General features: G+C 69.0%; 11 protein-coding genes. 2 read left to right on the top strand and 9 right to left on the bottom strand.

All coding sequences use genetic code 11. The annotated features are described in order from the left end of the window. Positions 1-56: 56 nt before the first annotated feature. From ACQY72_RS13710 to ACQY72_RS13700, 3 genes are all read right to left on the bottom strand, one after another. The gene (locus ACQY72_RS13710) at positions 57-464 is read right to left on the bottom strand and encodes a response regulator (RefSeq protein WP_428154229.1); all 408 of its coding nucleotides are present in this window, start codon (positions 462-464) and stop codon (positions 57-59) included. 65 nt (positions 465-529) lie between these two features. Beyond that, positions 530-2,467, bottom strand: coding sequence for a PAS domain-containing protein (locus ACQY72_RS13705; protein WP_428154228.1), 1,938 nt, complete (start codon positions 2,465-2,467; stop codon positions 530-532). An 80-nt stretch (positions 2,468-2,547) separates the two neighbouring features. After that, complete coding sequence (locus ACQY72_RS13700; RefSeq protein WP_428154226.1) at positions 2,548-3,729, bottom strand: cell wall hydrolase; 1,182 nt, start codon at positions 3,727-3,729, stop codon at positions 2,548-2,550. Positions 3,730-3,932: 203 nt separating this feature from the next. Between ACQY72_RS13700 and ACQY72_RS13695 the strand changes: the two genes are divergently transcribed. Then, positions 3,933-7,208: a PAS domain S-box protein gene (locus tag ACQY72_RS13695; RefSeq protein ID WP_428154225.1), complete on the top strand. Its 3,276-nt coding sequence runs from the start codon at positions 3,933-3,935 to the stop codon at positions 7,206-7,208. 75 nt (positions 7,209-7,283) lie between these two features. Here the strand turns inward: ACQY72_RS13695 and ACQY72_RS13690 are convergent, their stop codons facing one another. Then, positions 7,284-7,640: a DUF6481 family protein gene (locus tag ACQY72_RS13690; protein WP_428154223.1), complete on the bottom strand. Its 357-nt coding sequence runs from the start codon at positions 7,638-7,640 to the stop codon at positions 7,284-7,286. 252 nt (positions 7,641-7,892) lie between these two features. Next, positions 7,893-8,078, bottom strand: coding sequence for a hypothetical protein (locus ACQY72_RS13685; RefSeq protein WP_428154222.1), 186 nt, complete (start codon positions 8,076-8,078; stop codon positions 7,893-7,895). Between the two features lie 450 nt (positions 8,079-8,528). Between ACQY72_RS13685 and ACQY72_RS13680 the strand changes: the two genes are divergently transcribed. Next, positions 8,529-9,680: a cell wall hydrolase gene (locus ACQY72_RS13680; RefSeq protein ID WP_428154220.1), complete on the top strand. Its 1,152-nt coding sequence runs from the start codon at positions 8,529-8,531 to the stop codon at positions 9,678-9,680. Positions 9,681-9,707: 27 nt separating this feature from the next. Here ACQY72_RS13680 and nadC read toward each other — a convergent pair whose 3' ends face one another. From nadC to nadA, 4 genes are read right to left on the bottom strand one after another with little or no spacing between them, the layout of a single operon-like run. Further along, entirely contained in the window at positions 9,708-10,565 is an 858-nt protein-coding gene (gene nadC, locus ACQY72_RS13675) for a carboxylating nicotinate-nucleotide diphosphorylase (RefSeq protein WP_428154219.1), read from the bottom strand. Continuing rightward, the gene (locus tag ACQY72_RS13670; RefSeq protein ID WP_428154218.1) at positions 10,562-12,076 is read right to left on the bottom strand and encodes an L-aspartate oxidase; all 1,515 of its coding nucleotides are present in this window, start codon (positions 12,074-12,076) and stop codon (positions 10,562-10,564) included. Before ACQY72_RS13670 ends, nadC begins: the two co-directional genes overlap by 4 nt. Further along, positions 12,073-12,930: a metalloprotease gene (locus ACQY72_RS13665; protein ID WP_428154216.1), complete on the bottom strand. Its 858-nt coding sequence runs from the start codon at positions 12,928-12,930 to the stop codon at positions 12,073-12,075. The genes ACQY72_RS13670 and ACQY72_RS13665 overlap by 4 nt, the downstream gene beginning before the upstream one ends. A gap of 58 nt (positions 12,931-12,988) precedes the next feature. Next, a complete protein-coding gene (gene nadA, locus ACQY72_RS13660; RefSeq protein ID WP_428154214.1) occupies positions 12,989-14,104 on the bottom strand; it encodes a quinolinate synthase NadA in 1,116 nt (371 codons plus the stop codon). Between the last annotated feature and the right edge of the window lie 39 nt (positions 14,105-14,143).

Genomic DNA, 14,143 nt, shown 5'->3' with positions numbered 1-14,143 from the left:
GTGGGGAGCCCTCGACATATGCCGCATCGGCGCGTCCGCAACCGCCTTGAAGGCGGTCAGGCGAAGAGTTGAAGGCCCGGCGGCGCGTAATCGACCGGCTCGCCATGACGGCGGCGCAGGGCGTAATCGACGGCGGTCTGAACCGCCTGTTCGTCCGTGGGCTTGGACAGGACGCCGATGGTGCCGGCGACGCCGTCGCGCACCATGCCGGGGTTGGCGGTCATGAACAGGACGGAGACGCCCATGTCCTGACCCAGCTCGCGGCCCAGGTTGATGCCGGTCGGGCCGTCGGACAGGTGAATATCGACCAGAGCCAGGTCCACATCGTTCTCGCGCACCAGATCGCGCGCGGCCTTTGCGGTCGCGGCCACACCCAGGACTTCATGTCCCAGATCTTCCAGTACGAAACGCAGCTCCATCGCAACCAGGGCTTCGTCTTCGATGATGAGGATACGCGCAGTCATGGGGTCAGTGCTTATGCTCGGGAGCGTACACAACGCAACTTTGACCGATAGGTTTCAACATAACGCTAATTTCCAACAGCATTGGCGGCCCTGCGGCGCGACAGCGCCGTCGCCGGCAGATCGACGATGACCTTCAAACCTTCTGCCCGCCATTCGCGTTCCAGCCGTCCGCCTAATTGTCCCTGCACCGACAATGTCGCCAGCGAGGAGCCGAAGCCGGTGCGCGAGGGTTCTCCCTGCACGGTCGGGCCGCCGCTTTCGGTCCAGGTCAGGACGAACCGGTCCTCGTCACGTGCGGTGGACAGAGCGACCATGCCGCCCTTTTCCGACAGGGCGCCGTATTTGGCCGCATTGGTCGCCAGTTCGTGGAACAGCAGGGCGACCGAGGTGGCAGCCTGATCGTCGAACACGGCGTCGTCTCCCGTGATCCTGACGCGCGGCGTCCCCGTCTCGTCGGCATAGGCCTTGAACAGGTCCGACAGGAAGGAATGCAGCGTCGTCGCCCCCACCGTCGGCTTCGACGTCTCGGTGTGCGGCCGCACGAACTCGTGCGCGCGGGCCAGGGCGGCGATGCGGGTGCGCAGCGAGGCGGAGAAGGCCTTGGCCTCGGGATACTGTCGCGCCGACAGGGCGACCAGGGCGGTGATCACCGCGAAGATGTTCTTGATCCGGTGGCTCAGCTCCTGGCTGACCAGCTCGCGGCCCTGTTCCAGCTTCTTCAGCTCGTCGATGTCGGTCAGGGTGCCGAACCAGCGGGTGATCTCGCCCTGCTCGTCGCGGACGGCGACCGCCCGACCCAGCGTCCAGCGATAGACGCCGCTGTGATGCTTCAGCCGGTATTCGATCTCATAGGGTTCGCCGGTCTCCAGCGAATGACGCCAGACGGTCCAGGCGCGCTGCTGGTCGTCGGCGTGGAACATGTCGTTCCAGCCCGCGCCGTCGGTCGAACCGGCCGGCACGCCCGTGAACTCGTACCAGCGGGCGTTGTAGTAGTCGTGGAAACCGTCGGGCAGCGTCGACCAGACCATTTGCGGCATGGCGTCGGCCAGGACGCGGAACCGGGTCTCGCTCTCGCTCAGCGCCCGCGCCGTCTCGGCCAGATCCGTCTCGATCTGCTTGCGCTCGGTGATGTCCACCGCAATGCCCGGCAGGCGAACGGCTTCGCCCGAACGGTCGAAATAGACCTGACCACGCGCCAGAACCCAGCGCACCACGCCATTGCTGGTCAGACGGTATTCGCTGACGAATATCCCCTCGCCCGACTTGGCGCGTTCGATCTCGTCGTGGACGCGGGCGGCGTCGTCGGGGTGGACGCTGGCGGTGAAGACCTCGATCGGCGCGCCATTCTGGGCGGCGGCGGCGTCGACGCCGTACATGCGGGCGAACCGTTCGTCGGCCACGACCAGATTTTGCGTGATGTCCCAGTCCCAGGCGCCGACATAGGCCGAGGCCTCCATCGCCAGGCGCGCGATGTGCTGGCTGCGGTCCCGCTCCAGCAGGGCGCGGCGCAGCTCAAGCTGGGTCATGACCTGGTCGGCCAGGGTCTTCAGCGCCATGGCCTGAAGCTCGGTCAGCCCTTCGGGACGCGGCTTTTCGTCCAGCACGCACAACGCGCCCAGCGACACCCCGTCCGATGTCTTCAGCGGATGGCCGGCATAGAAGCGGATATGCGGCGCACCCGTCACAAGGGCGTTGTCGGCAAACCGTGTATCCAGAAGCGCGTCCTTCACGACCATGGCGTCGTCGGCCAGCATGGCGTGGGCGCAGAAGGACAGGGGGCGCGGCGTCTCGCGCGCGCTCAGGCCGATCTCGGCCTTGAACCACTGACGCTCGGCATCGACCAGGCTGACGGCGGCCATGGTCGTCCCACAGATGCGCGCGGCCAGATTGGCGAGGTCGTCGAACGACGCCTCGGGCGTCGTATCCAGCACGCCATACTGTTTGAGCGCCCTCAGACGGTCAGCCTCGTCCCACCTAGGACATTCGACTTCGGGGTGGGTCAAGCAGGCGTCCTCGTCGGGCCGGAGAGGTCCGGGCACGGTCATCAATGCCCGGACCGGTCAAAGCGTTGCAATGCACGATTTCAGTTCGTGGGACGACCGACTTCTTCGACGTCCATGGTCGCCACGCCCTCAGGCGCGGGCGTCGCAGGCTTGGGCGTCGTGGCGGGCCGTTCCAGCGCGGTCAGGCGGGCGTTGATGGCGGCGACCTCGTCGCGGGTCGGCAGGCGACGTCCGCCCAGGCTGACCACACCGACGACGCGCTGATGACCATCGACCTCGACGGTGCGCAGGGGGGCGTCCTTGGTCAAAGCGTCGGGATCGGGGCCGCCGGTCGCGGCGCCGGCGGCGATGATCATGCGGGGCCGCGAGAAGCGCGCCTCGTCGATGGCAGGCTCTCGGCCGTTATAGACTTTGCGGAAGGCGGCGGTTTCGCCATAGACGCCCTTCCAGCGATAGAAGATGTGCGCGCCGATCTGCGTCACCTTTGCCACCGTCGGCGCCCACCAGGGATGCACATAGTCGGCGTGATAGTGGGTGGCGGTGCCGACCTGCTGGGCGACCTCGCCGTTCAGCGCCTTCTCCGCGACCTTGCGCGCCCGGTCCCAGGCCCAGCCGACCGGCGCCTGGGCCAGAGAGCCGTCGCAGGTGAAGCTGAACTGGCAGCCCGTAGTGCGCTCGGCGCCCTCGAACACCACGCCGCAGACGGTGTTGGCGTAGTTGGGATCGCGCACCCGGTTCAGCACCACTTGGGCCACGCCGGCCTGGCCGCTGTCCGGCTCCAGCGCCGCCTCGAAATAGACGGCCTGGGTCAGGCAGCGCAAAGCCCGCCTGCGGTCGTCGGCGCTGCCCTTGAACACGAACGGCAGGGCGGGACGCAGCGCGCCGGACGCGGGCGCCAGGGCGGCGTTCAACCGCTGGGCCTCCAGCCCGTTCTTGCCCAGTTCCAGACCCGGCTTGCCCGCCAGGGTCAGGCTTTCCCAGCCCGGCGTCAGTCCATACAGGGCCGGCTGCAACAGTCCGGGGTCATGACGCATGGCCATGGCCAGTTGCGACGGGGTCAAACGGCCTCTGATCGCCGCCAGCCCGCCCTCGCCCAGATCGCCGCCGGTGATGCGCGACACGGCCTCGGCGGTGCGATCGACGTCCGGGCGCACGCTGGACCCGGCGGCCATGGCGACGCCCAGCACCGCGCCGGCCGCGGGCAGGGCCGCCGCCGAGCGCCGCAGCGCCGTCCACATCGTCTTCCAGAGCAACAGGGTCATTCACCGTCCACAGCCGCGATCGGCGCAATCGCCTTTCGCTGAAACCGCGCATCTATTCGGACTTATAGGCCATTTTCCGGCGATCCGACGACCGTCGTTATCGCGACCTCCGCTGCGCGACGGGGGTGGTCGCTCGAAACGCAAGGTGTAAAGCTGCGTTCCGACGTCGCGAGATGACAACTCGGCCGGGGAAGCGGAACAGCATGAGCCAAGGCGCGGCCTCACGGCGCATCGCGGGAATGGACGGCTGGCTGATCGGCCTGGCGCGCCTGTCCGCGACATCGCCCCTGCGTCGCGTGCTGATCGGTGTCGGCTTCGCCCTGGCCGGGCTGGCGGTCCGCGCGGCGGCGTCCGCCCTTTATGGCGAGGTGACCGGTTTCGCCATCCTGCTGCCGGCCGTGACGCTGGCGGCGCTGGCGGGCGGCTGGTCCGGCGCCTTGGCCGCCCTCGCCGTCTGCACCGGAGGCGGCTGGGCTATCGTCGCCCTGACGACGACCGGCCGGGACGGAATCCTCAGCGCCATCGGCGGGGTCGCCACCTGGAACTTTGTGCTGGTCGGCCTATTCATGGCCCTGGTCGGCGCGTCCTTGCGCAGCGCGATTTCACGACTGAGCGAAAGCGAGACGCGGTTCAGGCAGCTGGCCGATACCGCGCCGTCTCCCATCTGGCTGCTGAACGCCGAGGGCGAGTTCGAGTTCGTCAATGCGGCGGTCTTCGCCCTACATGGCCTGACCGTGGAAGCCCTGCGCGAGGGCGGTTGGAAGGCGGCGGTTCATCCCGACGACCTGGAGACCATCAAGGCGGCCGAGCGGTCCGCCACCGCAGAGCGTCTGCCCTATGAGATGGAGGGGCGGATAAAGGGGCAGGACGGCGTCTGGCGCTGGATGCGGGCCATCGTCCGCCCGCGCTTCGACGGTCAGGGCGTGTTCCTGGGCTATGCCGGCATTTCGTTCGACGTGACGGAGACGCGCGAGGCGCTGGAGACGGCGGCGCGGGCCGAGCGTCGCCAGGCCTTCCTGCTGGACCTCAGCGACCGCCTGCGTGACCTGACCGATCCCGAAGAGATCATGGCCGATGTCGAGAGCGCCCTGGGCGCCCTGCTGGACGCCGACCGGGTCGGCTATGGCGAGGTGGATCAGGCGGCGGGCGTGGTCTCCATGAGCCGCGACTGGACCGCCGGCGTCGCCAGCGCTCAGGGCCAGTTCAGCCTGAACGCCTTCGGCGAGGGCCTGATCGCGGATCTGGCGGAAGGCCGCACGATCCAGATCGAAGATGTCCGGGAGGATGCCCGCACGGCCGCCTTCGCCGACGCCTTCGACGCCATTCAGACCCGCGCCCTGATCCGCGCGCCCCTGATCCGCACGGGACGCCTGCGCGCCTTCCTCTATGTCCATTCTGCGGCGCCGCGTCTGTGGACCGAGGCGCAGGTCGCCCTGGTCGAGGAGGTCGCCGCCCGGACCTGGGCCGAGGTCGAGCGCGCCCGCGCCGAGAACGAGACCCGCGAGAGCGAGGAACGCTTCCGCGCCGTCGCCGACACGGCCCCGGTCCTGATCTGGGTCACGCAGCAGGACCGCACCCGCGCCTTCGTCAACCAGGCCTATGTCGACTTCTATGGGTCGGACTACGAGACGGTTCGCACGCTGGACTGGCGCGATGTGCTGCACCCCGACGACCACGCCCGCATCCTGGCGGAATCCGTGGCGGGGGAAGCGACGCACGAGCCGTTCTCGATGGAGGCCCGCTATCGGCGTCACGACGGCGACTGGCGATGGCTGAAGTCCTTCTCGCGCCCCCGGCTGAACGGGTCTGAGGTCGTCGGCTTCGTCGGCGTGGCCTTCGACGTGACCGATATGCGCGCGGCCCAGGCCAGGCTGGAAGAGTCCGAGAACCGTTTCCGCACCGTCGCCGACAGCGCGCCGGCCCTGATCTGGATGAGCGACGACGCCGCTCAGATGGTGTTCGCCAACAGGCGCTATCGCACCTTCTTCGGGGTGGAGGCCGAGGGCCACCTGCCCGACAGCTGGCGCGCGCTGATCCACCCGGACGACGAGGGCGTCTTCGTCGCCGCCTTCATGCGGGCCTTCGAGGCGAAGGATCGGTTCGAGGCCTTGACGCGGGTCAACCACCCGCTGCTAGGCCTGCGCTGGCTGCGCAACGAGGGCGTGCCTCGCTTCGACGCCTCGGGACAGTTCCAGGGCTATGTCGGCGCCTGCCTGGACGTGACCGACGCCAAGCGCGCTGAGGACGACCTGAAGCGGATCAACGAACTGCTGGCCGAGCGGGTCGACGAGGCCCTGATCGAAAAGGCCCAGGCCGAGGCCCAGCTGGTTCACGCCCAGCGGATGGAGGCGGTCGGACGCCTGACCGGCGGGGTGGCGCACGATTTCAACAACCTGCTGACCGTGGTGATCGGCGCACTAGACATCATCCTGCGCAGCGAGGATCCGGCCAAGCGCAAGAAGCTGGGCGAGGCGGCCCTGGCGGCGGCGCGGCGCGGCGAGAGCCTGACGCACCAGCTGCTGGCCTTCTCGCGCCGCCAGGCGCTGAGGCCCGAGCCGATCGACCTGAACGCCCTGATCCGCGAGAGCGAACCCTTGCTGCGTCGCGCCGTCGGAGAGGCTGTCGACTTCAAGGTGAAACTGAAGCGCGGCGGCGCGCGCGCCAATGTGGACCCGGCTCAGTTCGAGGCGGCGCTGCTGAACCTGATCGTCAACGCCCGCGACGCCCTGGGCGATGTGACGGGGGCCAAGAGCCGCCATGCGCGCATCACCGTCCAGACTCGGGCCTGCACGGTCGAGGCCGGCCAGGTCGCAGAGCTGCCGCCCGGCGACTATGTCTGCGTCGCCGTGTCCGACAATGGCGAGGGCATGTCGCCCGAGATCCGCGACCGGGTGTTCGAACCCTTCTTCACCACCAAGGGCGTCGGCAAGGGCACGGGCCTGGGCCTGAGCCAGGTCTATGGGTTCGCGCGCCAGTCGGGCGGCGGCGTCCATATCGAATCGGAGCCGGGACAGGGAGCCAAGATCTGCCTCTATCTGCCGCCCCTGTCAGCCGAGGATGCGGTCGCCGCGCCGGTCGCGGCGTCGGGAGACGACGCGCCTCTGGCTGAGGGCGGGCGGATGTTGCTGGTTGAGGACGATCCCGGCGTCGCCGCCGTGGCGCTGGAAATCCTGGAAGGTTTCGGGCTTGAGGTCGATTGGGCCGAGAATGGCGACGATGCGCTGAAGTTCCTGCACGCCGACCGCTTCGACGTCATGCTGACCGATGTGGTCATGCCGGGCGGTATGAGCGGGGTGGAGTTGGCGCGCGTGGCGGCGGTCGAGTGGCCGGAACTGCGGATCGCCCTGACCTCGGGCTATGTCGGCGAGGATGTGGATGCGGTGCTGGCCGACACGACCTGGCCGCTGCTGCGCAAACCCTATTCGTCCGACCAGTTGCGCGCCCTGCTGGAGCGACTGAGCGCCGCGCCGGCAAGCTGACAGGCAAAGAAAAACGCGCCGCAGTGCTGCGACGCGTCGATCTTTTCAGCAGTCGGTTCAGTAGTCGGCGGGGGCCTAGCGGCGCGCCTTGCGCGCGGCGTAACGGGCGTCGCGCTTTTCCTTCTGCTCTTCCTTGGTCAACTGCTTGCGCGCCTTGCGGTCGGCGCGCTTCTCGGCCTCGATCGCTTCCTGAGCGGCGGCATCGGCAGCCATGCGAGCGGCGTCCTTGTCGGCCTTCTCGCGGCGCTGTTCAGCCTTGGCCATCTCGTGTTGTTGACGCAGGGCTTCCTTTTCGGCGGCGCGCTTCTCGGCCAGCCGATCGAATTCGGGGTCGGGCGCAGCGGCCTTCGGCTTGAATTTGGCGAGCAGGGCCTTCTTGGCCTCCTGCTGGGCGGTAATGCGGTCGGAGAATCCGGTCTTCAGATCTTTCATGCGAAAGCGTCAGGGTTCCTTGTGAACGGCCAGGGGCGGCCGTCGGGGGTCAGGCGGCGAAAAAAAACGCGCATCCCGAAGCGGGGGGCACAAAGCCGATAAGCGGGCGAAAATCAAGGTTCGCCGCCAGGAAATCGGTTCTGAGCGTCATTTGGCGTGCGACGGCGTCGCCATCGACACGCCTTGTCTAAGGTAGGTCGCGCCCGCCGGATGGCAAGGGCCGCCATCCGAGCGGGCGCGATCGGCGCCGGGTCAGTTCGGCTTTTGCGCCTGGCCCACGGCCGTTCCGGCGGCTCCACCGACGGCAGCGCCCACAGGACCGCCCACGACGGCGCCGGCGATGGCGCCGCTGGCGGCCTTCTGTTCGACGGTGGCGCCACAGGCGGCCAGGGTCAGGGCGGCGGCGACGGCGGCGGTCAGGACGAGTGTTCGGGACATGATGCTTCTCTCCAAAAGGCCAAGCTTCAACGCGGATGCCGCATCGCGGTTCCTGCCTTTTGCTTTAGTAGCGATTACGCGCACCGTCACAATCTTGAACAGACCAAAGCGACACCTTTAGTCCGCTGCACCGCAACACGTCGTTCGACGGGAAGTTTCTGTGTAACCGAATACAGTATTCGATAGTTCGATTATGAAGGATGCGCCGGATTTCGGCCACACGCCGTCGCCCATCTGAAAAATACCTAGTCGTTTCGCCACCTTAACCATCGGATTGCGAATCGAACACAATGAGGCCATAAAAGGCTGGCTAAAGGCCCGTCCTCGACGCCCGGGCCACTGAGCCGAGCGCCGGAAATTGCAGGCTGGAATGCGACCGCAAAGGTCGCCTCGCCGGCAAGACTACCCCCGGGGGCCGCGTTTCTCGCCCTGCTGAACAGGACTATCTCGTTGTCGCATTCCTCGCAGACGCGCGCCATTCTGCGCGCCGATCGTGTGGCCAAGATCAAGCCCATGACGGCCGCCGCAGCCTTTGGCGGTCTGGTGGGACTGGCGATCGGATGCGCCTATCTGGGCGGCACGGCTGCGCGCGCGACGACGCTGCGCGCCCAGGCTGAACGGATTCAGGGCGCGACCGCCGCCGGTTTCACCGAAGAAGCGCTCGCCGCCGCCGCAGGCGGCCTGGACGCCAGCGCCCTGACCATCGCGCGTCGCCACGATCCCTATACCAGCGCCGGCTCGGCCCAGCGCGACCGACAGGCCGAACTGCTGGCCGCCCGTCTCGAACAACTGCGTGCGCCCGGCGACGCCAATCTGCGCCGCGCCAGCCTGACCGCCCCGACCGCCGCCCGCCCCTTCCAGATGGCCAACGCCCTGGACGCCAGCCGCGACCTCGATTGCCTGACCCAGGCCGTCTATTATGAAGCCCGCGGCGAAGGCGGCGACGGCATGAAGGCCGTGGCCCAGGTCGTCCTGAACCGTGTGCGCCACCCCGCCTTCCCCAAGACCGTCTGCGGCGTGGTGTTCCAGGGCGCGGCCCGCAGCACCGGTTGCCAGTTCTCCTTCACTTGCTCGGGCGTGATGCGTGGTCGCGTCAACCAAACCGCCTGGAACCGCGCGCGCGCCGTCGCGTCGGACGCCATGTCGGGATCGGTCTTCGCCCGCGTCGGCAACGCCACCCACTTCCACACCACCGCCGTCGCGCCGGGCTGGCGTTCGTCGCTGGTTCAGGTCAGCCAGGTCGGCAGCCATCTGTTCTATCGCTTCGGCGGGCGTTCGGGCTCCAGCGGCGCCTTCACCTATGCGGCGCGGCCTTCGGCCCCTGCGGAACAGCCCCGCCTGATCCAGGCCGGCCTCAACCCGGTCGAGACCGCGCGTCAGGCCGGACAGGCCGTGGCCTATACGATGGTGCTGGCGCAGGAAGGCCGGTCCCTGCCGGCTCCCGCCGCCCAGCCAGCGACGCCGCCGCGTCCGGCCGCCGCGACGACCCCGGCGCCGACCGCCGCTCGCGCCGCCAACGCCCAGCCGGCGTCGCGTCCTGCGCGTCCGGCAGACGCCCCCGCCAAGACCGACATCGTCGAAACGGCCTCCAGCCCCGCCTGATAGGCCCAGGTCTGGAGGGTCTGGCGCCTAGAGCGCGTCCAGACCGATGTCGAGAACCGGCGCCGAATGGGTCAGGGCGCCGACCGAGATGACGTCGACGCCCGTCTCGGCGATGCCGCGCACGGTCGTCAGATCGACCCCGCCCGAGGCCTCCAGCACGATCCGCCCGGCGACGCGCGTCACGGCGGCCCGCAGGTCCGACAGGCTGAAGTTGTCCAGCATGATCACGTCCGGCGCCGCGCCCTCGTCGATCAGGGCCAGAACGGCGTCCAGCTGATCCAGCCCGTCCACCTCGACCTCGACCTTCATCAGGTGCGGGGCGAAGGCCCTGGCCCGTCGCACGGCCTCGGCGACCCCGCCGCAGACAGCGACATGATTGTCCTTGATCAGGATGGCGTCATCCAGGCCGAAGCGATGGTTCATTCCGCCGCCGCAGGCCACGGCGTGCTTTTCCAGCGCACGCAGGCCCGGCGTGGTCTTCCTCGTGTCCGCGATCCGCGCCTTCGTTCCGGCGACAGCCTCGACATAGGTCCGCGTCAGGGTCGCCACGCCGCTGAGCCGCCCGAGCAGATTCAGGGCCGTGCGTTCGGCCGACAGGAAGGCGCGGGCGTCGGCCTCGACCACCGCCAGCACCGCGCCGGCTTCGAAGGCGTCACCGTCATGGAGGCGCACGTCCACGAACGCCTTCGGATCCATGGCCAGCACCGCCAGCCGCACGCAATCGATCCCCGCCAGCACGCCGGGCTTGCGCGCAGTGAACGCCGCCTTCATGCGCGCGCCCTCGGGAATGCAGGCCATGGCGGTCACATCGCCCGCCCGGCCCAGATCCTCGGCCAGAGCCATGCGAACGACGGGTTCGATCAGGACATCGGGAAGCCGTCTCATTCCGCCGCCTCCAGCGCCGCCGGGCGGGTGATGCGCACCCGCGTGTGGTCGGCGCGCGCCGCCGTCTGAGGATAGTCTGAACGATAATGACCGCCCCGGCTCTCGCGCCGATCCAGCGCCGCCTGGGCGATCAGCCGCGCCGCCAGCAAAACGGCCGCCGGCCCGTGTTTGGTCTCCAGCCGGTCGATCAGGGCGATCAAGGCCGACAGCCCCTCCGCATCGCGCACCACGCCCGCATGGGCCGTCATCGCGGTCCGCAGTTCAGCCATCGCCGCCTCGGGCAGGTCGGGCGCGATCCCGACCGGCGCAGGACGGCCGCCGCCCGTCTCCAGGGCCGCCGCCACGCCTGCGCGCCGACCGAAGGCCGCCGCTTCGAGCAGGGAGTTGGACGCCAGCCGGTTGGCGCCGTGCACCCCCGTCGCCGCGCATTCTCCCACCGCATAGAGGCCCGAAACCGTCGTGCGCCCATCCGCGTCGGCGGCGATCCCGCCCATGTGATAGTGGCAGGCGGCCATCACCGGAATGGGGCTGACGCGCGGATCCAGACCGCTGCGCATACAGGCGGCGAAGACAGCGGGAAACTCGTGCGGGAAGGCCTCGCCGATGGCCGTGCGCGCATCCAGAAAGGCGCCCCGCCCTTCGGCCCGCGCCGCATGGACCGCCCGCGCCACCACATCGCGCGGCTTCAGATCGGCGTCGTTCTCGGCGCCCAGCAGGAACCGACCCTGCCCGTCGATCAGCCGCGCCCCCTCGCCCCGCAGCGCCTCGGTCGCCAAGGGCGCGGGGTCCAATCCCGCGTCGATAGCGGTGGGGTGGAACTGCACGAACTCGGGATCGAGGATTTCCGCACCGGCTCGCGCAGCCAGCGCCATCCCCTCGCCCTTCAGCACCGCCGGGGTCGTCGTCGCCGCGAACAGGCCGCCCGCCCCGCCGGTGGCCAGCACCACGGCCGTGGCCGTGATCTCGACCAGACGATCGCCGCGCACGACCACCGCCCCGACCACTCGGCCGTCGGCGTCCTGCAGCAGGCCCTTCAGCCGCGCATCGTCCCACACCTCGATCAGCTTCTCGGCCCGCACCGCCGCGACCACGGCCGACAGGATGGCCCGCCCCGCGCCGTCGCCGCCGACCCGCGCCACGCGGGGGACGGAATGGGCCGCCTCCAGGCTGACGACGAAGCCGCCGTCCGCATCCCGGTCGAACGGCGCGCCCAGGGCCGCCAGCCACTCCACCGTCTCGCGCCCCGCCTCGGTCAAGGTCCGCGTCGCGCCCGGATCGACCAGGCCCGCGCCCGCCGCCTGGGTGTCCCTGGCGTGCAACTCGGCCGAATCCACGGCTGTCAGGGCCGCCGCCATGCCGCCCTGCGCCCAGGCGGACGAACAGGCGTTCAACAGAGGTTCCGGCGTCACCACCAGGACCTTGGCCCCCGCTTTGGCCGCTTCGAGCGCGGCCGACAGCCCCGCCAGGCCTGCGCCGACGATCAGCGGCCCGTCATGCCGCGTTCGGTTCATCCGCGTACTCCCAGATAGTTCAGGCCCAGTTGCATCGCACCGACCGGATCGCCCCCGGTCATCGGCATCAGGGCGCCGACGGCCGCCGCCGCGCACACCGCCAGGGTCAGCAGATAAAGCGCAAGGCTCTTGCCCGCCTCGGGCCAGCTCAGCGTCCCCCAGGCCGCGCGCCAGACGCCGCGCTTCAGATGGCTGAACACCGACAGGGCCAGGAAGGCGGCCAGGATGAACCGCCCGGTCGTAAGCCCCCACCAGACCACCGCCACGCCGATGACCAGCAGCACGATCTGCTCCAGGCGTGGATGCACGCGGGTCAGCACCGGCCCCAGGGCCTTGGACCCGTCCAGCGGCGGCGCAGGGACCAAGTTCACCAAGTTCAGCATTGCGATGAAGAAGGCGCCCATCAGCCATTCGCCCTGCCCCAAGACCATCCAGACCCCGACGAAGGGGATCATGGCCAGAAGGCCGAACGCCGGCCCGGCCAGCGACACCAGCACGCCGTCCCACTCGCTGCGAGGCTCGCGCCGCGCCTTGGCCAGTCCGCCCAAGAAAGGAATGATGTAGATGCGCGCCGGCCCCATGCCGAGCTTGTTCATCGCCAGGGCGTGCCCCGCCTCGTGGACGAACAGGCCGATCAGCACCGCGCCCGCCACGATGGCGCTGCCCGTGACCCACCACAGGAAGCCGCCCATCAGGGCCGTGGACAGAAGGGCCCAGACCAGGCTCTGATCCTTCTCGACTGGGGCCTCGACAGCGGCGCGCTCTACCGGCGCCTCGCGCACGGCAACGGCTTCGGGCCGAGGGTCCCAGGGACCGGGGGCGGGTTTGGGGTTTGGGGTGTCGGTGTTGCTCATGACGTCCAGATGGGCGCGAGAACCCGTCCCGTCGCCGGGACCGATCGCCGCGTCACGCTCAGATCAGCTCCACATCGACGTGATGGCGCGCCTTGACTAGGTCGTAGCGCGCGGGAACCAGCGGCGGCGGCAGGTCGATCATCCGCTGCACCGCCAGGCGTCCGCGTTCGATCATATCGGCCGGCACCGTCACCTCGAACTGCATGTGCAGCAGGCAGTCGTGGATGTTCTGCAGCGTGATCCGCTTCATATGCGGGCACAGGTTGCACGGGCCGATGAACTGCACGCCCGGCACGTCGCCGGCCACGTTCGAGGCCATCGAACATTCGGTGATCATGACCACCTGTTTGGGCCGACGCGCCTCGACATAGTCGGTCATGGCCGCCGTCGATCCGGCGAAGTCCGCCGCCGCCAGCACGTCTTCCGGGCATTCGGGGTGGGCCAGGATTTCGGCGCCCGGATAGGCGGCGCGCATCTCGGCGATGTCGTCCACCGTGAACCGTTCGTGCACCTCGCAGCGGCCCTTCCAGGCGATGATCCCGACCGTCGTCTGGGCCGCCACATTGCGCGCCAGATATTCGTCGGGGATCAGGATGACCCGGTCCACGCCCCATTCCTTGGCCGCCCATTCCACCACCTGCACGGCGTTGGCGCTGGTGCAGCAGATGTCGGTCTCGGCCTTCACATCGGCAGTGGTGTTCACATAGGTCACGACCGGCAGGCCCGGATAGCGCTGCTTGATCAGCCGCACGTCCGCCCCCGTGATCGACGACGCCAGCGAACATCCGGCCCGCAGATCGGGGATCAGCACGGTCTTCTCGGGCGACAGGATCTTGGACGTCTCGGCCATGAAATGCACGCCCGCCTGAACGATCACCTTGGCGTCCGACCGCGCGGCCTCCTTGGCCAGCCCCAGGCTGTCGCCGACATAGTCGCCGACCCCGTGGAAGATCTCGGGCGTCATATAGTTGTGGGCCAGGATGACGGCGTCGCGCTCGCGCTTCAGCCGGTTGATCTCGCTGATCAGCCGCGCCTGTTCGGGCCACTCCAGCGGCGTGACGTGGTCCTTGACCTTCGCCCACACCCCGGCGGTCTCCCGCTCCAGTTCCTTCGTCAGACCAAAGGCGCCGTCCGCCATGATCATCTCCCATGCCCTTATGCTCAAAGTTAGCATAAGCACATCCAATGTAGGCCGATGCGGACGCGGTGCAAG

The organism is Brevundimonas sp., from assembly GCF_965279155.1.
Lineage (GTDB): Bacteria > Pseudomonadota > Alphaproteobacteria > Caulobacterales > Caulobacteraceae > Brevundimonas.
Note: the sequence above shows the minus strand (reverse complement) of the source record. Positions and strands in the feature narration are given on the sequence as shown.

Bases quoted from the DNA above. Each gene is read 5' to 3' on its own strand.
- ACQY72_RS13710 (WP_428154229.1), bottom strand. From the start codon at position 464: ATGACTGCGCGTATCCTCATCATCGAAGACGAAGCCCTGGTTGCGATG.
- ACQY72_RS13700 (WP_428154226.1), bottom strand. From the start codon at position 3,729: ATGACCCTGTTGCTCTGGAAGACGATGTGGACGGCGCTGCGGCGCTCG.
- ACQY72_RS13695 (WP_428154225.1), top strand. From the start codon at position 3,933: ATGAGCCAAGGCGCGGCCTCACGGCGCATCGCGGGAATGGACGGCTGG.
- ACQY72_RS13690 (WP_428154223.1), bottom strand. From the start codon at position 7,640: ATGAAAGATCTGAAGACCGGATTCTCCGACCGCATTACCGCCCAGCAG.
- ACQY72_RS13685 (WP_428154222.1), bottom strand. From the start codon at position 8,078: ATGTCCCGAACACTCGTCCTGACCGCCGCCGTCGCCGCCGCCCTGACC.
- nadC (WP_428154219.1), bottom strand. From the start codon at position 10,565: ATGAGACGGCTTCCCGATGTCCTGATCGAACCCGTCGTTCGCATGGCT.
- ACQY72_RS13670 (WP_428154218.1), bottom strand. From the start codon at position 12,076: ATGAACCGAACGCGGCATGACGGGCCGCTGATCGTCGGCGCAGGCCTG.
- ACQY72_RS13665 (WP_428154216.1), bottom strand. From the start codon at position 12,930: ATGAGCAACACCGACACCCCAAACCCCAAACCCGCCCCCGGTCCCTGG.
- nadA (WP_428154214.1), bottom strand. From the start codon at position 14,104: ATGCTAACTTTGAGCATAAGGGCATGGGAGATGATCATGGCGGACGGC.